Origin of the sequence: Micromonospora humidisoli, assembly GCF_016900955.1 — a bacterium.
Taxonomy (GTDB): Bacteria; Actinomycetota; Actinomycetes; order Mycobacteriales; family Micromonosporaceae; genus Micromonospora; species Micromonospora wenchangensis.
Map to the genome: position 1 here is coordinate 221,942 of NZ_JAFEUO010000004.1, position 16,736 is coordinate 238,677.

The 16,736-nt window shown below is 72.1% G+C and carries 18 protein-coding genes; 7 read left to right on the forward strand and 11 right to left on the reverse strand.

Going from position 1 to position 16,736, the window contains the following annotated elements; genetic code table 11:
• Positions 1-10 precede the first annotated feature (10 nt).
• The 5 genes from tal to pgl all read left to right on the forward strand — a co-directional run bounded on the left by tal (position 11) and on the right by pgl (position 5,049).
• Positions 11-1,189: a transaldolase gene (gene tal / locus JQN84_RS15815; protein ID WP_204959145.1), complete on the forward strand. Its 1,179-nt coding sequence runs from the start codon at positions 11-13 to the stop codon at positions 1,187-1,189.
• A 76-nt stretch (positions 1,190-1,265) separates the two neighbouring features.
• Positions 1,266-1,493 (forward strand): hypothetical protein, encoded by a 228-nt coding sequence (locus JQN84_RS15820; protein WP_204959146.1) that lies wholly within the window; start codon positions 1,266-1,268, stop codon positions 1,491-1,493.
• Between the two features lie 11 nt (positions 1,494-1,504).
• Entirely contained in the window at positions 1,505-3,046 is a 1,542-nt protein-coding gene (gene zwf, locus JQN84_RS15825; protein WP_204959147.1) for a glucose-6-phosphate dehydrogenase, read from the forward strand.
• A gap of 46 nt (positions 3,047-3,092) precedes the next feature.
• Positions 3,093-4,109 carry a glucose-6-phosphate dehydrogenase assembly protein OpcA gene (locus JQN84_RS15830; RefSeq protein WP_204959148.1) on the forward strand — a complete coding sequence of 339 codons (1,017 nt, stop codon included), beginning with the start codon at positions 3,093-3,095 and terminating at the stop codon, positions 4,107-4,109.
• Positions 4,110-4,278: 169 nt separating this feature from the next.
• Entirely contained in the window at positions 4,279-5,049 is a 771-nt protein-coding gene (gene pgl / locus JQN84_RS15835) for a 6-phosphogluconolactonase (RefSeq protein WP_088645094.1), read from the forward strand.
• 89 nt (positions 5,050-5,138) lie between these two features.
• Here the strand turns inward: pgl and JQN84_RS15840 are convergent, their stop codons facing one another.
• From JQN84_RS15840 to JQN84_RS15890, 11 genes are all read right to left on the reverse strand, one after another.
• Positions 5,139-5,483 carry an RNA polymerase-binding protein RbpA gene (locus tag JQN84_RS15840; RefSeq protein ID WP_204926087.1) on the reverse strand — a complete coding sequence of 115 codons (345 nt, stop codon included), beginning with the start codon at positions 5,481-5,483 and terminating at the stop codon, positions 5,139-5,141.
• Between the two features lie 122 nt (positions 5,484-5,605).
• A complete protein-coding gene (gene secG, locus JQN84_RS15845) occupies positions 5,606-5,866 on the reverse strand; it encodes a preprotein translocase subunit SecG (protein WP_204959149.1) in 261 nt (86 codons plus the stop codon).
• Between the two features lie 95 nt (positions 5,867-5,961).
• Entirely contained in the window at positions 5,962-6,753 is a 792-nt protein-coding gene (gene tpiA / locus JQN84_RS15850) for a triose-phosphate isomerase (protein WP_204959150.1), read from the reverse strand.
• Complete coding sequence (locus JQN84_RS15855) at positions 6,753-7,952, reverse strand: phosphoglycerate kinase (protein ID WP_204959151.1); 1,200 nt, start codon at positions 7,950-7,952, stop codon at positions 6,753-6,755. Before JQN84_RS15855 ends, tpiA begins: the two co-directional genes overlap by 1 nt.
• On the reverse strand, positions 7,949-8,953 hold the full coding sequence (gene gap, locus JQN84_RS15860) for a type I glyceraldehyde-3-phosphate dehydrogenase (protein WP_204959152.1): 1,005 nt from the start codon (positions 8,951-8,953) through the stop codon (positions 7,949-7,951). Before gap ends, JQN84_RS15855 begins: the two co-directional genes overlap by 4 nt.
• A gap of 339 nt (positions 8,954-9,292) precedes the next feature.
• Entirely contained in the window at positions 9,293-10,273 is a 981-nt protein-coding gene (whiA, locus tag JQN84_RS15865; RefSeq protein ID WP_067304387.1) for a DNA-binding protein WhiA, read from the reverse strand.
• A 54-nt stretch (positions 10,274-10,327) separates the two neighbouring features.
• A complete protein-coding gene (locus tag JQN84_RS15870; RefSeq protein ID WP_204959153.1) occupies positions 10,328-11,290 on the reverse strand; it encodes a gluconeogenesis factor YvcK family protein in 963 nt (320 codons plus the stop codon).
• The gene (gene rapZ / locus JQN84_RS15875; protein ID WP_204959154.1) at positions 11,287-12,198 is read right to left on the reverse strand and encodes an RNase adapter RapZ; all 912 of its coding nucleotides are present in this window, start codon (positions 12,196-12,198) and stop codon (positions 11,287-11,289) included. Before rapZ ends, JQN84_RS15870 begins: the two co-directional genes overlap by 4 nt.
• Before the next feature lie 267 nt (positions 12,199-12,465).
• On the reverse strand, positions 12,466-12,951 hold the full coding sequence (locus JQN84_RS15880) for a hypothetical protein (protein WP_204959155.1): 486 nt from the start codon (positions 12,949-12,951) through the stop codon (positions 12,466-12,468).
• A gap of 59 nt (positions 12,952-13,010) precedes the next feature.
• Positions 13,011-13,214 (reverse strand): DUF397 domain-containing protein, encoded by a 204-nt coding sequence (locus JQN84_RS15885; protein WP_204959156.1) that lies wholly within the window; start codon positions 13,212-13,214, stop codon positions 13,011-13,013.
• Positions 13,215-13,238: 24 nt separating this feature from the next.
• The gene (locus tag JQN84_RS15890) at positions 13,239-14,093 is read right to left on the reverse strand and encodes a DUF5753 domain-containing protein (protein ID WP_204959618.1); all 855 of its coding nucleotides are present in this window, start codon (positions 14,091-14,093) and stop codon (positions 13,239-13,241) included.
• A 143-nt stretch (positions 14,094-14,236) separates the two neighbouring features.
• Here JQN84_RS15890 and JQN84_RS15895 point away from each other — a divergent pair, with 143 nt between their 5' ends.
• Both JQN84_RS15895 and recQ read left to right on the forward strand, forming a co-directional pair.
• A complete protein-coding gene (locus tag JQN84_RS15895; protein WP_281895778.1) occupies positions 14,237-14,749 on the forward strand; it encodes a hypothetical protein in 513 nt (170 codons plus the stop codon).
• 140 nt (positions 14,750-14,889) lie between these two features.
• Positions 14,890-16,734, forward strand: coding sequence for a DNA helicase RecQ (gene recQ, locus JQN84_RS15900; RefSeq protein WP_204959157.1), 1,845 nt, complete (start codon positions 14,890-14,892; stop codon positions 16,732-16,734).
• Positions 16,735-16,736: the final 2 nt, after the last annotated feature.

The window sequence follows — 16,736 nt, forward strand, 5'->3', positions numbered from 1 at the left end:
CGTGGACGACATGACGGACAGACTGGGTGACCTCACCGCCGCCGGAGTGGCGGTCTGGCTCGACGACCTTTCCCGGGTACGACTGAGCTCCGGCGGGCTGGACCGGCTCCGCCGCGAGCAGCACGTGGCCGGGGTGACCACCAACCCGACCATCTTCGCCAAGGCGCTCAGCGACGCCGACGAGTACAACTGGCAGCTCAAGGACCTCGCCACCCGGGGCATCGAGGTCGAAGAGGCCGTCCGGATGCTCACCACCTACGACGTGCGCTGGGCGTGCGACGTGATGCGCCCGTCGTACGACGGCAGCGCCGGGGTCGACGGGCGGGTCTCCATCGAGGTCGACCCCCGGGTCGCCCACGACACGGACAAGACGGTCGCCGAGGCCAAGGCGCTGTGGTGGCTGGTGGACCGGCCGAACCTGTACATCAAGATCCCGGCGACCGAGGAGGGGCTGGCGGCGATCACCGCGACCCTGGCCGAGGGGATCAGCGTCAACGTCACGCTGATCTTCGGGCTGGACCGCTACTCGGCGGTGATGGAGGCCTTCCTCGCCGGCCTGGAGCAGGCGAAGGCCAACGGCCACGACCTGTCCACCATCGGTTCGGTGGCCTCGTTCTTCGTCTCCCGGGTCGACTCCGAGATCGACAAGCAGCTCGACAAGATCGGCTCCGAGGAGGCCAAGGCGCTGCGCGGCAAGGCCGCCGTGGCCAACGCCCAGCTCGCCTACGAGCGCTACACCGAGGTGTTCTCCTCCGACCGGTGGCAGGCCCTGGCCGACGCCGGCGCCCACCCGCAGCGCCCGCTGTGGGCGTCCACCTCGACCAAGAACCCGGACTACCGCGACGTGATCTACGTCGAGGAGCTGATCGCGCCGGGCACCGTCAACACCATGCCGGAGTCGGTCGTGACGGCGTACGCCGAGCACGGCGAGACCCGGGGCGACACCATCACCGGCTCCTACGCCGCCGCCCGGCAGGTCTTCGCCGACCTGGCCGCCGTCGGCATCGACATGGACGACGTGATCGCCACCCTGGAGCGCGAGGGCGTGGAGAAGTTCGAGGCGAGCTGGAGCGAGCTGCTCGACGGCGTCCGCACGTCGCTGGCCGCCGCGGCGCAGGGTGCCGACGCCCCGAACGAGGCCGCCAAGGGCAACGCCGAGGCGGCCCGGCGGGCCGGCGGGAACGCGTGACGAACGGCGTCGGACGCGTCGCGGGGCCGGTCCCCGCGACGCCCCACGCCGCCGGCACCCCGACGGGGTGCCGAGGGTGAGTGACCTGTTGACCGGCCCGGCCGATGCCGCCGCCGGTTTCGCGGTGCACGGGGCGGACGCGGTCGCATCGACCGCGCCCGCCGCCGTACGGGCCGTTCCGCATCCGCGGGGCGGCCCGGTGGCGTCGGCCGGCCGACCCGGGCCGGTGCCACCGCCGCACCTGACCGACGGGCCGGCCGGGCCGGCCCGGCTGCTGGATGCGATCGGACGATGGCGGGCGTGACGATGGACGACATGGACCACACGGAGCGAGGAGGCGGCGTGAATCCGCTGCGCGACGCGCAGGACCGACGGCTCCCCCGGATCCCGGAGCCGTGCGCCCTGGTGATCTTCGGGGTGACCGGTGACCTGGCGCGCAAGAAGCTGCTGCCGGCGGTTTACGACCTGGCCAACCGGGGGCTGCTGCCCCCCGGTTTCGTGGTGCTGGGCTTCGCCCGCCGCGACTGGGGCGACGGCGACTTCGAGGCGCTGGCCCACGAGTCGGCCAAGCAGCACGCCCGGACACCGTGGCGCGAGGAGGTGTGGGGCCGGCTGGCCGGCAACATCAAGTTCGTCGGTGGCTCGTTCGACGACGACGCCGCCTTCGACAGGCTCGCCGCGACGCTGAACCAGCTGCGCGACAGCCACGGCATCCACGGCAACGCCGCGTTCTACTTCTCGATCCCCCCGACGGCCTTCCCGGTGGTGCTCAAGCAACTGGCCCGCACCGGGATGGCCGACAACGAGAAGTGCGGCGGCTGGCGACGGGTGGTGGTGGAGAAGCCGTTCGGCAACGACCTGCCCTCGGCGAAGGAACTCAACGACCTGGTCGACGACGTGTTCACCAGTCAGGACGTGTTCCGGATCGACCACTACCTCGGCAAGGAGACGGTCCAGAACATCCTCGCCCTGCGGTTCGCCAACAACCTGTTCGAGCCGCTGTGGAACTCCAAGTACGTCGACTCGGTGCAGATCACCATGGCCGAGGACGTCGGCATCGGCACCCGGGCCGGCTTCTACGACTCGGTCGGCACCGCCCGCGACGTGCTCCAGAACCACCTGCTCCAACTGCTCGCCCTGGTCGCCATGGAGGAGCCCACCAGCTTCGACGCCGACGAGATCCGGGCCGAGAAGCTCAAGGTGCTCAAGGCGATCACCCTGCCCAGGGACGTGGCCCGGGGCACCGTACGCGGCCAGTACCTGCCCGGCTGGGTGGGTGGCCAGCGGGCCGTCGGCTACCTCGACGAGGAGGGCGTACCCGCCGACTCGAACACCGAGACGTACGTCGCCGTGGAGCTGGGCATCCAGAACCGGCGCTGGGCGGGGGTGCCGTTCTACATCCGGGCGGGCAAGCGGCTGCCCCGGCGGGTCACCGAGGTCGCCATCATGTTCAAGAAGGCGCCGCACCTGCCGTTCAACGCCGCCGACATGGAGTCCCTCGGCCCCAACCAACTCGTCATCCGGGTGCAGCCGGACGAGGGCGTGGTGCTCAAGTTCGGTTCCAAGGTGCCGGGCACCACGATGGAGGTCCGCGACATCGCGATGGACTTCCAATACGGCGAGGCGTTCACCGAGTCCAGCCCCGAGGCGTACGAGCGGCTGGTGCTGGACGTGCTGATCGGCGACCGGACGCTCTTCCCGGACGCCGCCGAGGTGGAGCAGAGCTGGGCGGTGGTGGACCCGCTGGAGCACGCCTGGGAGGGCACCAAGCCGGAACCGTACCGCTCCGGCGAGTGGGGTCCCCGGGCCGCCGACGAGATGCTGGCCCGCGAGGGCCGCGCCTGGCGGCGGGCGTGAACGGGCACGAAGGAAACAGGCACAGCGGGCGGACCGGGAGGCACCAGTGATCGGGCTGTGGGACACCACCGGCAACGAGGTGGTCAAGGCGCTCGCCGCCGAACGGCGCAGCGCGGGCGGGGTGGCCAGCGGGATGGCGCTCACCCTGATCGTCGTGGTCGACGAGAAGCGGGTCCGCGAGGCGGAGGCGGCGGCCACCATCGCCGCCGCCGCCCATCCGTGCCGGCTGCTGGTCGTCGTGCGCGCCGACGTGGAGCGGGAACGCAACCGGTTGGACGCGGAGATCGTCGTCGGCGGCCGGCTGGGCCCGTGCGAGGCGGTGGTGACCCGGATGTACGGCCGGCTCGCCCTGCACGCCGAGTCGGTGGTGATGCCGCTGCTGGTGCCGGACGTGCCGGTGGTCACCTGGTGGCACGGCGAACCACCGGCGGAGATCGCCACCGACTTCCTCGGGGTGGTCGCCGACCGGCGGATCACCGACTCCGCGCAGGCCGCCGACCCGATCGAGGCGCTGCGGGAACGGGCCCGGGACTACGCCCCCGGCGACACCGACCTGGCGTGGACCCGGATCACCCCGTGGCGCACGCTGGTCGCCGGGGCGTTCGACACCACCGAGGCGCGGGTCACCGAGGCGACCGTGGTGGCCCCGCGCCGGGACCCGACGGCGGCGCTGATGCGGGGTTGGCTGGCCGCCCGGCTCGGCATCGACCCGCAGTGGCAGCACACCGACGACCACCCGAGGATGCGTCAGGTGCAGCTGCGCTGCGCCAACGGCGACGAGCTGACGCTGACCCGGGACGACAGCCTGGCGACGTTCCGGCGTACCGGCCAGGACGACCGGGTGCTGCCGTTGGTGCGTCGGCCGCTCGGCGACGAGCTGGCCGAGGAGCTGCGCCGGCTCGACACCGACCAGGTGTACGCCGAGGCGTTGGGCGCGGCGGCCGGCCTGTCCGGCCTGGAGCAGCGGCCAGCGCAGCGGGTGCACGTCTGGAAGGACCCGGCCACCGCACGGCGGGCTGAGGCGGGCGTCAGCGCGCACGCCGACACCAGCACGGCATCCTGACCGTACGCCGGTGGGCGGTCCTTCCGGGCCGCCCACCGGCCGTTGCGGTGCCGGCCCGCCCCGGCGGCGGCCCGGCACGACGAGATCCCCGGTGACACCGGCACCCGGCGGGCCTACCGGTTTCCGCCACGACGAGCAGGACCGCGTCGCGCGGTCAGGAAAGGCCAACATGAGTGAGGCGAGTGTCGCCGTGCACGCCGACGCCGACCTGCTGGCGCAGGCGGTGGCGGCCCGGCTGGTGGTGAAGCTGCTCGACGCGCAGGCGGAGCGGGGTGCGGCGTCGATCGTGCTGACCGGGGGCCGGATCGCCGCCGCGGTCTACCGGGCGGTGGGCGCGCTACCCGCCCACGACGCCGTCGACTGGTCCCGGGTGGACGTCTGGTGGGGTGACGAGCGTTTCCTGCCGGCGGGCGACCCGGAACGCAACGAGACGCAGGCCCGCGCCGCGCTGCTGGACGCGATGCCGCTGGACCCGGCCCGGGTGCACCCGATGCCGGCCACCGACGGCCCCACCGGCGACGACCCGGAGGCAGGTGCCGCCGCGTACGCCGAGGAGCTGGCGCGGGCCGCCCGGCCCGGCCATGCCGCGCTGCCCCACTTCGACGTGCTGATGCTGGGCGTCGGTGAGGACGGGCACGTGGCGTCGGTCTTTCCCGAGCACCCGGTGCACCACGACACCCGGCCGGTCAGCGCGGTGCGGGGCAGCCCGAAGCCGCCGCCGGTGCGGACCACCCTCACCCTGCCGGCGATCAACACCGCCGAGGAGGTCTGGCTGGTCGCCAGCGGGGCCGACAAGGCACGGGCGGTGGGGATGGCGCTGGCCGGGGCCGGCCCGAAGCAGCTCCCGGCGGCCGGGGTGCAGGGCGTCTCGCGGACCCTGTGGCTGCTCGACCGGGCGGCGGCGGCCGACGTGCCGGCCCGGCTGCGCAGCCTGCGCTGAGCGCTGGGCGGTCCGGCCGCGAGCCGGGTCAGCTCACGTCACCGCTGCCGGGGTGTCCGCTCCCGGCCGCAGCGTCGCCGCCGCGGCGGTCACTCCCGGCCGCGGCGGCGGCGCAGTGCGGCCAGCGCCTCGGCCAGCAGCGCCTCCCCCTCCTCCGGGGTACGCCGTTCCTTCACGTACGCCAGGTGGGTCTTGTAGGGCTCGGGACGGGTACGTCCCGGCGGGTTCTGCGCGTCCTGGCCGGCGGGTAGGCCGCAGCGCGGACAGTCCCAGACGGCCGGCTGCTCGGCGTCCAACGCCAACCGGATCTCGGTGGCGTGGTCGTTGCGGCACCAGTAGGTGACCGCGCGGCGGGGAGCCGGCTCGTACCGTTCGGTGGGGCGTTCCGGCCCCGAGCCGATGCGGGAACCACGGATGACGTTGCCACTGGGCACACTCGCTCCTGTCGTCGGAGGGGACCACCGCCTGAGGCGGGCGGTGGACGACGTGGCGGAGAAAAAAACTGCGCGCGGTCCGTGACGGACCGCGCGCAGATTGTACGACCTGATCGAGTCGCTCAGGACCCGCTGTTGAGCTGGAGCCGGAGCCAGAGGCCGAGCCCGATGATGCAGGCGAACCAGACGATGCTCACCAGGACGGTGTAGCGGTCCAGGTTCTTCTCGGCCACCGACGAGCCGGCCAGGCTGGAGCTGACCCCACCGCCGAACATGCTCGACAGCCCGCCGCCCTTACCCCGGTGCAGCAGGATGAGCATGGTGAGCAGAACGCTCGTGATGACCAGCAACACGATCAACGTGTATGCGAACCAGATCGGCATGGCTGGGGTCAGTCCTCTCGTTACGATCCTCGCCCGGACAGATCGGGCACGGCGGCACCGACCGGTGGACGGGCGGAGTCAAGAATAGCGAGCGATCAGGCGACCGTGTGCTCCGGGAAGCGGCAGATCTTCGCGAACTCCTCGGCGTCGAGGCTGGCCCCGCCCACCAGCGCCCCGTCCACGTCCGGCTGGGACATGATCGATGCGACGTTGGACGACTTCACCGAGCCGCCGTAGAGGATCCGGACCTGGTCGGCGGTGCCCTGGTCGTAGGTCTCGACCAGCCGCTTGCGGACCTCTCCGCAGACCTCCTGGGCGTCCTCGGGGGTGGCCGTCTTGCCGGTGCCGATCGCCCAGACCGGCTCGTACGCGACCACGACCTTGGTGACCTGCTCGGCGGTGAGCCCCTTGAGGGCGCCGTCGAGCTGGTCGCAGCAGTGCGGGACGTGCCGCAACTGCTCGCGGATCTCCAGGCCCTCACCGATGCAGAGGATCGGGGTGAGCCCGTTGGCCAGCGCGGCGGCCACCTTCGCGTTGACGATCGCGTCGTCCTCGTAGTGGTACTGCCGCCGCTCCGAGTGCCCGACCGTGACGTAGGTGCAGCCCAGCTTGGCCAGCATCGCCCCGGAGATGTCCCCGGTGTACGCGCCGGACTGGTACGGCGAGAGGTCCTGCCCGCCGTAGCCGATGAGCAGCTTGTCGCCGTCCACCGCGGTCTGCACGGTGCGCAGGTCGGTGAAGGGCGGCAGGACCACCGTCTCGACGGCGGTGAGCTGCTGCTCGGTGAGGCTCGCGGCCAGCTTCTGCACCAGCAGGTTGGCTTCGAGGTGGTTGAGGTTCATCTTCCAGTTGCCGGCCATCAGCGGCCGGCGGGTGACGCTCGCCATCAGTTCTCCAGGGCCGCGATGCCGGGGAGGGTCTTGCCCTCCAGGTACTCCAGGGAGGCGCCGCCACCGGTGGAGATGTGCCCGAACGACGACTCGTCCAGCCCGAGCGCCCGCACGGCCGCAGCGGAGTCCCCGCCACCGACCACGGTGAACGCGTCGGTCTTGGTGATCGCCTCGGCCACCCCCCGGGTGCCGTTCGCGAACGCCGGCATCTCGAACACGCCCATCGGGCCGTTCCAGAAGACCGTCTTCGCGCCGGACAGCGCGGCGGTGAAGCCGGCCACCGTCTCCGGGCCGATGTCCAGGCCGAGCCGGTGGCTGGGGATGCCGTCGGCGGGCACCGTGTCGTGCGCGGCGTCCGGGGCGAAGGCGTCGGCCGCCACCACGTCGACCGGGAGCAGGATCTTGCCGTCGGCGCGGGCCAGGAGGTTGCCGCAGGTCTCGACCATCTCCTCCTCCAGCAGCGAGGTGCCCACCTCGTGACCCTGGGCCTTGAGGAAGGTGAAGCACATCCCGCCGCCGATGAGCAGCCGGTCGACCGTCGGCAGCAGCGCCTCGATGACCGCCAGCTTGTCGGAGACCTTGGAACCGCCGAGCACCACCACGTAGGGGCGCTCCGGCTCGCCGGTCAGCCGGGACAGCACCTCCACCTCACGCAGCACCAGCCGGCCAGCGACGTGCGGCAGCCGGGCCGGTACGTCGTGGACGCTGGCGTGCTTGCGGTGCACCGCGCCGAACGCGTCGTCCACGTACGCCTCGCCGAACGCGGCGAGCTGGTCGGCGAAGGCGCCCCGCTCGGTGTCGTCCTTGCTGGTCTCCCCCTTGTTGAAGCGGAGGTTCTCCAGCAGGGCCAGCTGGCCGTCGGCCAGCGCGTCCACGGTGGCGCGGGCGGACTCGCCGACGGTGTCGGTGGCGAAGTGCACGGGCGCGTCGAGCAGCTCACCGAGCCGCCCGGCGACCGGGCGGAGGCTGTATTGCGGGTCCGGGGCACCCTTCGGGCGACCCAGGTGCGAGCAGACCACGACCTTCGCCCCGGCCTGCACGAGCGCGCCCAGGGTGGGCAGGACGGCCCGGATGCGGCCGTCGTCGGTGATCTCCCCGGTCTGCTTGTCGAGCGGGACGTTCAGGTCGGCGCGCACCAGCACGCGCCGACCCGACACCCCCTCGGCGAGCAGGTCGTCGAGGTTGCGGATGCTCACAGCGAGGAACCCACCAGCTTGACCAGGTCGACGAGCCGGTTGGAGTAGCCCCACTCGTTGTCGTACCAGCCGACGACCTTGACCTGGTTGCCGATGACCTTGGTCAGCGGCGCGTCGAAGATGCACGACGCCGGGTCGGTGACGATGTCGGCGGAGACGATCGGGTCCTCGTTGTAGACCAGGATGCCCTTGAGCGGGCCGTCCGCGGCGGCCTTGATCGCGGCGTTGACCTCGTCCACGCTGGTCTCCCGGCCGACCTCGACGGTCAGGTCGGTGGCCGAGCCGGTCGGGATCGGCACCCGCAGCGCGTAACCGTCCAGCTTGCCCTTGAGCACCGGCAGCACCAGCCCGATCGCCTTGGCGGCACCGGTCGAGGTGGGGACGATGTTCAGCGCGGCGGCGCGGGCCCGACGCAGGTCCTTGTGCGGCGCGTCCTGGAGGTTCTGGTCCTGGGTGTACGCGTGGATCGTGGTCATCAGGCCCTTCTCGATACCGAAGGTGTCCTGGAGGACCTTCGCCATCGGGGCCAGGCAGTTCGTGGTGCACGACGCGTTGGAGATGATGGTGTGCTTGGCCGGGTCGTACTGGTCGTGGTTGACGCCCATGACGACCGTGACGTCCTCGTTCTTCGCCGGAGCGGAGATGATGACCTTCTTGGCCCCACCGTCGATGTGCGCCTTGGCCTTGGTGCCGTCGGTGAAGAAACCGGTGGACTCGATGACGACGTCCGCGCCGGCGTCGCCCCACGCCAGCTTCGACGGGTCCTTCTCGGCGAACGCCTTGATGGTCTTGCCACCGACGGTGATCTCGTCGGCGGTGGCCTTGACCTCGTGCGGCAGGCGACCGAGGATGCTGTCGTACTTGAGCAGGTGGGCGAGCGTCGCGTTGTCGGTCAGGTCGTTCACGGCGACGACCTCGATGTCGGCGCCGGACGCCAGCACGGCCCGGAAGAAGTTACGGCCGATGCGGCCGAAGCCGTTGATGCCAACCCGGATGGTCACAGGTCCCATCTCCTCGCGTTCTGGTCCGCCGACGTCAGAACCGGGCCGGCGGAGGTGTGTGCGCCGGCCGGTGAGCCGGCCGTTGACGATTCGTCTCGGCCACCCCGCCACGGTCTGGGAGGACCTGACCGCCCGAGGCGGCGTGCACGGCGAGGAGTGCCTGTGCCGGCCCCCTTGCCGTACCCATCGACCCTATCCGAGCGTGCCCCGCCGCCATGCGGCGGGTGGTGACCCCGTCGGGTCGACGGCACGGCACGCCCCACCCACCCGACCCGGGGCACGTCACGCCCGCCGGCCCGTGCCTCGCACGCGCCTGCGGGATGGCGGCCCACCGTCCTATCAGACCACGAGCATGTCGGGCGTGACGGCCGCTTCGGTATCCGGGATGCCCAGGTCACGGGCACGTTTGTCGGCGAGCGCCAGCAGCCGGCGGATCCGGCCGGCGATCGCGTCCTTGGTCAACGGCGGGTCGGCCAGCGCGCCCAACTCCTCCAGCGACGCCTGCCGGTGCTCCAGCCGCAGCTGACCGGCCGAGGTGAGGTGGTTCGGGGCGTCGTCGGCGAGGATCTCCAGCGCCCGGGTGACCCGGGCGGCGGCGGCCACCGCGGCCCGCGCCGAGCGGCGCAGGTTGGCGTCGTCGAAGTTCGCCAGCCGGTTGGCGGTGGCCCGCACCTCGCGGCGGACCCGACGCTCCTCCCAGGCCAGCACGCTGGAGTGCGCGCCGATCCGGGTGAGCAGCGCGGCGATCGCGTCACCGTCCTTGACCACCACCCGGTCCACCCCGCGCACCTCCCGGTTCTTGGCGGTGATGCCGATCCGACGGGCCGCGCCGACCAGGGCCAACGCCGACTCCGGGCCGGGGCAGGTGATCTCCAGCGCGCTGGAGCGGCCCGGCTCGGTCAGCGAGCCGTGCGCCATGAACGCGCCCCGCCAGGCCGACACCGCGCAGCACACGTTCGCCGCCACCACGTGTGGCGGCAGCCCGCGTACCGGGCGGCCCCGGACGTCGAGCAGGCCGGTCTGCCGGGCCAGCGCCTCGCCGTCCTTGACCACCCGGACGATGAAGTGGCTGCCCTTGCGCAGCCCACCCGAGGCGAGCACGTGGATCTCGCTGGGATAGCCGTACACCTCGGCGATCTCCCGGCGCAGCCGACGGGCCACCGCCCCGGTGTCCAGCTCGGCTTCCACCACCACCCGACCGGAGACGATGTGCAGCCCACCGGCGAAGCGCAGCAGCGCGGCCATCTCCGCCCGCCGGCAGCAGGGCTTGGGCACGTCGACCCGGCTCAGCTCGTCCTTGACCGCAGCCGTCATCGCCATTGTGCGCCCCCTCACGGACCGGTACCGGCGTGTCGCCGGTGATTACGTACGTGCTTAACGATCGGCGCCCAGGACAGGCACCAGTGCCGCAGCCAGGGCGGCCGGATCGTGGCGGGGTGTGCCGTCGTCGACGGCGACCGGGGCGAGGACCAACCGGGCACCCAGCGATTCTGCCGCACGCCCGACCGGTTCGGGATCACCCACCGCCTTGGAGTCGGCCACCACGTAGTCCACGGTGAGCTGCGGGAGGTACCAGCGCAGGGCCGCCAGGTGGTCGGCCACCGAGAGACCCAGGGTCTCCTGCTCGGCCGCCAGGTTGAGGGTGACCAGCCGCCGGGCCGGGCTGGCCACGATCGCCTCGGCCAGCCCCGGCACCAGCAGGTGCGGCAGGACGCTGGTGTACCAGCTCCCCGGACCGAAGATCAACCAGTCCGCCCCGCCGACCGCGGCCACCGCCTCCGCGCAGGCCACCGGGGCGTCCGGGGTGATCCGCAGCGCCTCCACCGTGCCCGTGGTCACCGCCACCTGGTGCTGGCCACGCACGGTGCGCACCTCGTCGGGGCGGGTCGGGTCCACCCCGCGAACCTGGGCCTCGATGTCCACCGGCTCGGCGGACATCGGCAGCACCCGGCCGACCGCGCCGAGCATCGCCCCGGCGTGCGCGAGCGCGGCCACCGGGTCGCCGAGCTGCTCCATCAGGCCGCAGAGCACCAGGTTGCCCACCGCGTGACCGGCCAGCCCGTCGCGGGGGTCGCCGGCGAACCGGTGCTGGAACAGCCCGGCGCTGCGGCGGGTGGCCGGATGGTCGCCGGCCAGCGCCACCAGGGCCTGCCGCAGGTCCCCCGGGGGCAGGCCGCCCCGCTCGGCGCGCAGCCGGCCGCTGGAGCCGCCGTCGTCGCCGACGGTGACCACGGCGGTGATGTCCAGTTCGAGTTCCCCGGCGCAGTGCCGCAGTGCCCGCAGCGAGGCGGACAGACCGTGCCCCCCGCCGAAGGCGACCACCGACATCGCCGTCATTCCCGCCCCAGGTCCCGGTGCTGCGCGTTGGCGGCCAATCCCGACTGGCGCAGCCGCTCGGCCAACTCCTCGGCGATCGCCACACTGCGGTGCTTGCCGCCGGTGCAGCCGACGGCGACCGTCAGGTACCGCTTGCCCTCGCGTTCGAACCCGGCGGTGGTGGCGTTGACCAGGTCGGCGTACGAGGCGACGAAGGCGTCCGCGCCCTCCTGGCCGAGCACGTACGCGCTGACCGCCGCCTCCCGCCCGGTGTGCTCCCGCAGCTCGGGCACCCAGTACGGGTTCGGCAGGAACCGGGCGTCGAGCACGAAATCGGCGTCCGGCGGCAGGCCGTACTTGAAGCCGAAGGAGAGCACGGTGAGCCGCAGCCGACGGGCGTCCTCCCCGCCGAACAGCTCCTCGACCCGGCGACGGAGCTGGTTGACGTTGAGGTGGCTGGTGTCGATGATCACATCGGCCTGGTCCCGGGCCTCCTCCAGCAGCTCCCGCTCGACGGCGATCCCGTCGGCCAGTCGCCCCTCACCCTGCAACGGGTGCGAGCGGCGAACGCTCTCGAACCGCCTGATCAGCACCTCGTCGTCGGCGTCGACGAAGACCACCCGGGGCGAGAAACCGCGTTCCTTGAGCTCCCGGATCGCCCCGGCCAGGTCGGTGGAGAAGGCCCGCGACCGCACGTCCAGCACCATCGCGGTACGCCGGGCCGCCCCGCCGGCCTTCATCGCCAGCTCGGCCATGTCCAGCATCAGCGCCTGCGGCAGGTTGTCCACCACGTAGTAGCCGACGTTCTCCAGGGCGCGGGCGACGGTGCTACGGCCACCGCCGGACAGGCCGGTGACCACCACCAGCGTGGTGTCCGACTCCGCCGTGCCGCCCTCGACGTACCCGCCGGTTGTCCGCGCCTCGACCATCCCACCGCTCCCGCTTCGTGGCGGCGGGCCCCGGAGGGCCGCGTACCGCACAGGGTCAGTCGACGACTCTATCCCGGCGGGCGGCGTCGATCCCGGCATGCCCGGCGGCGGGTTGCCGGCGGGGTCGGCCCGGCGTTCGGCAGGCGTCCGGAGCATCGCCTGGCGCAGAGCGGTATGCCTGTCCGTCATATTTATGACGGACAGGCATACCGCTCGACGGGAGAAGTGCCGGCACCTCCGCACCGCGCCGGTCGCGGCCCGATCGCCCTAGTTGCCGTCCGGTTCGGTGGCGGTGAGGGGCGCGGGCTGGCCGGCCTGCGCCCGTAGCGCGCCCTCCCACACCGGGTCCGTGGCCGCCCACTCGGCGACCAGCGCCGCCAGCCGGCGAGCGGGCAGACCACGCGCGAGTACGGTCAGCTCCGCGACCCGGGGGTCGACCGCCGGATCCGCCTGCGGGGTGGCCGTCGACGACCACGCGAGGCCGTCGGCCAGGGCGGCGGCGGTGAGGGCCACCGCGTGCGCACACAGGTCGGTTTCGGTGGTGCAGTCACACTCGGCGGTGAAGCCGTCCGCCGTGACCCCCACCCAGACCTCGTACGGCGGCCGACCCACCTCGTGGACCAACCCGGATGCTCCGCCGCCGACCGGGACGACCTCCGCCGGTTGGCCGGAGTCCGTCAGCCTGTCCGCCGCTGCGCAGACCTCGACCCCGGCCGCGTCCCGGAGTGCGTCGATATCGATGCGTACCGCCATCCGGCCATCCAACCGCACGACGTCGGGGCCCTCGACAGCAGGTCGGCGACCCTACGGGGTCAACCGCGCAGGCGGTGCCGCAGGCCACCGAGGAACGACGACCAGGCGTCCCGGCCGAAGTGGAGCACCGGCCCGCCCTGGTCCTTGGAGTCCCGCACCGCCAGCCCACCGGACACCTCAGCCACCTCGACACAGTTCGAATCGTTGGCACCGCTTCGGCTGCTCTTCCGCCAGCAAACCTGGGCCGGATCCACAGCGGTCATCACCAGCGCTCCAATAGGTCGGACTCAGTCCGGAACCTCGGTAGCAATCCGCGCAAGGAGGTCCGCAGACCGGTCGGGGTCGATCGCCTTCGCCCGAAGGTGGTCGAACATGAGTCTATAGCGGGTGACCTGTCGGTCCTCCTCCAGCAGCAGGGTGCTGTTGTCGTTGCTCAGATAGATCACCGGCGGGTCGAGCGACGGATCGTCATAACTCAGCAGGGTGAAGGCTCCGCCCATGGCCGCGTGCGCTCCAGCGGCAAACGGCAGAACCTGGATCTCCACCGTGGGCAGCTCACACGCCTCAACCAAGCGGGTGAGCTGCCCACGCATAACCCTCGGGCCACCGACCATCCGGCGGACCGCAGCCTCGTCCAGCACGACCCAGAGAGCAGGCGGTACATCACGCGAGAGCAGAGCCTTACGGGCAAGTCTCGCCGCCACCACCCGGTCGATCTCATCCTGGTCGGCGGTGCTGCGTCCGGCCCGCACGATCGCCCGGACGTACTCCTCCGTCTGCAACAGGCCCGGCACGTAGAGGCTCTCGAAGGTGCTGATCGAGGTCGCCTCGGCCTCGAAGCCGACGTAGTCATCCGGCAGCACGTCGCCGTACGCGCTCCACCAGCCCTTCTGGCGTGCCTGCCGGAGCAATCCGGTCAGCGACTCCCGCTCCTGCTCGGAGACCTCGTAGAGGTCGAGCAGGGGCGGGAGATCCTTCGGCATGACCCGGGAGTGCCCGAGTTCGAAACGGATGACCTTGGTGCGGTGCCAGCCCAGGACCTTGGCCACCTCCTCCGCGGTGCGGCCGGTGCGGTCCCGCAGACGACGCAACTCACGCCGCAGGCGACGGGCTCTGATCGTGGGACTCGGCACCTGCGCCATCGCCAGCATCACCTCCACCATGAGTAGTCGATTCTTGTCTGCGGGTGACACAAAATCAACCACCCTGTCTAGGAAAATGTGATGTTGCATTTTTGGTTGTAAGACCTCAATCTGGAGTGGCTACTACGGAGAGGAACGCCCTGGTGACCGAGAATCAACCGACGCAGGGGAAACCGGCCGAATTCCAGGATGACCTGGCCGCCATCCTCGACGGGGCCGACGTGTCCGAGCGGGTCCGGGCCGCCATCGCCCATGCACTGACCACGCCGGACGCCGTCACCTCGTACGACAACTCGTTGGTCGGTCGGTATGCGACCGAGCGCGAGCGGCAGGCGGGCCGCAACAGACCGCCCAGCTCGGCCTACCGGCTTCCCCGCCGGTGGACGCTGCACCTGACCTACCGCGCGGTCGACCTGCGGGAGGCCCGGGAGCAGGCGGTCGTCTACACCGAGGGGCTCACCATCCTGCGCCCCGAGCTGCCGGCGAGCGCCGCGCTGCTGTCCCGGGCGGACGGCTGGAACCACGTCGAGCCGGTGTTCTGCGGCCGGACCGGCCCCGACAACGAGGTCTGCATGGACATCACCGGCCATCCCGGCTTCCACAGCGCCGCCGGCATCGGCGGCCTCTGCTGGGGTGACGGGGACAGCTCCGGGTGACGGCCCGCCGTGCCGGACACCCGCCGGCTCCGGCGGGGGCACCGCCGAGGACGTGGGGTGCCGTGGGAAGCGGTGCGGGTCGGGGCGGGGCCGGGGGCGTCGTGGACGGCGGTGTCGGGGCCGGCTCGTAGACTCCCCGGATGGCCTCCCCCACCGAGCTGCGTGCCTCCGACGCCCTCGACGTGCTCCGCCGGGTCTTCGGCTACGACGCCTTCCGGGGCTTCCAGCAGGAGGTCATCGACCACGTGGTGGCCGGCGGGGACGCCCTGGTGCTGATGCCCACAGGTGGCGGCAAGTCGCTGTGCTACCAGGTCCCGGCCCTGGTCCGTGACGGTGTCGCGGTGGTCGTCTCCCCGCTGATCGCCCTCATGCAGGACCAGGTCGACGCGTTGACGGCGGTCGGCGTCCGCGCCGGCTTCCTCAACTCGACGCAGGACTACGCGGCCCGGCGCGCGGTCGAGCAGGCGTTCGTCGCCGGCGAGCTGGACCTGCTCTACCTCGCCCCGGAGGCGCTGGGCACCCGGGGAGTGCAGCAGTTGCTCGACCGGGGCCGGATCGGTCTGTTCGCCATCGACGAGGCGCACTGCGTGTCCCAGTGGGGGCACGACTTCCGCCCCGACTACCTGGCCCTGTCGATGCTGCACGAACGGTGGCCGGCGGTGCCCCGGATCGCGTTGACCGCGACCGCCACCAGCGCCACCCGGGCCGAGATCGCCACCCGGCTCCAGCTCACCGAGGCGAAGCACTTCGTGGCGAGCTTCGACCGGCCCAACATCCAGTACCGGATCGTGCCCAAGAAGGAACCGCGCAAGCAGCTGCTGGCCCTGCTGCGCGACGAGCACCCGGGCGATGCCGGCATCGTCTATTGCCTGTCCCGCGCCTCGGTGGACAAGACCGCCGAGTTCCTGGTCGCCAACGGGATCGCCGCGCTGCCCTACCATGCCGGTCTGGACGCGGGCAACCGCGCCGCCAACCAGCAGCGGTTCCTGCGTGAGGACGGCCTGGTCATGGTCGCCACGATCGCCTTCGGGATGGGCATCGACAAGCCGGACGTCCGGTTCGTGGCCCACCTCGACCTGCCCAAGTCGGTGGAGGGCTACTACCAGGAGACCGGCCGGGCCGGCCGGGACGGGCTGCCGTCGACCGCCTGGCTCGCCTACGGCCTGCAGGACGTGGTGCAGCAGCGCAAGATGATCGAGACGTCGGACGGCGACCTGGCCCACCGGCGCAACCTCGCCACCCACCTCGACGCCATGCTGGCGCTCTGCGAGACGGTCCGCTGCCGCCGGGTGCAACTGCTCGAATACTTCGGCCAGCCCGGCACCGGCGACTGCGGCAACTGCGACACCTGCCTGACCCCGCCGGAGACCTGGGACGGCACGGTGGCCGCGCAGAAGCTGCTGTCCACCGTCTACCGGCTCGACCGGGAACGCAACCAGCGCTTCGGTGCCGGGCACTGCGTCGACATCCTGCTCGGCAAGCAGAACGACAAGATCAGCCAGTACGGCCACGACGCGCTGAGCACCTTCGGCATCGGCACCGAGCTGCGCGAGGCGGAGTGGCGCGGGGTGGTGCGGCAGCTGCTCGCCGAGGGGCTGTTGGCGGTCGAGGGCGACTACGGCACGCTGGCGCTCACCGAGGCCAGCACGGAGGTGCTGGGGCGCCGCCGCACCGTGACCATGCGCCGGGAGCCGGAGAAGGTCGCCTCGGCCCGGTCGGCGAAGCCACGTGGCGCGGCCACCGTGGTCGCCGAGCTGTCCCCGGCGGCCGGGTCGCTGTTCGAGCGGCTGCGGGCCTGGCGGGGAGCCACCGCCAAGGAACAGGGTGTCCCCGCGTACGTGATCTTCCACGACGCGACGTTGCGGCAGATCGCCACCGACGTCCCCACCTCGCTGGCCGAGCTGTCGAGGATCAGCGGCGTCGGCGAGAACAAGCTCGCCAAGTACGGCGGCTCCCTCCTCGCCGTCCTCGCCGACCAGCCCTGACC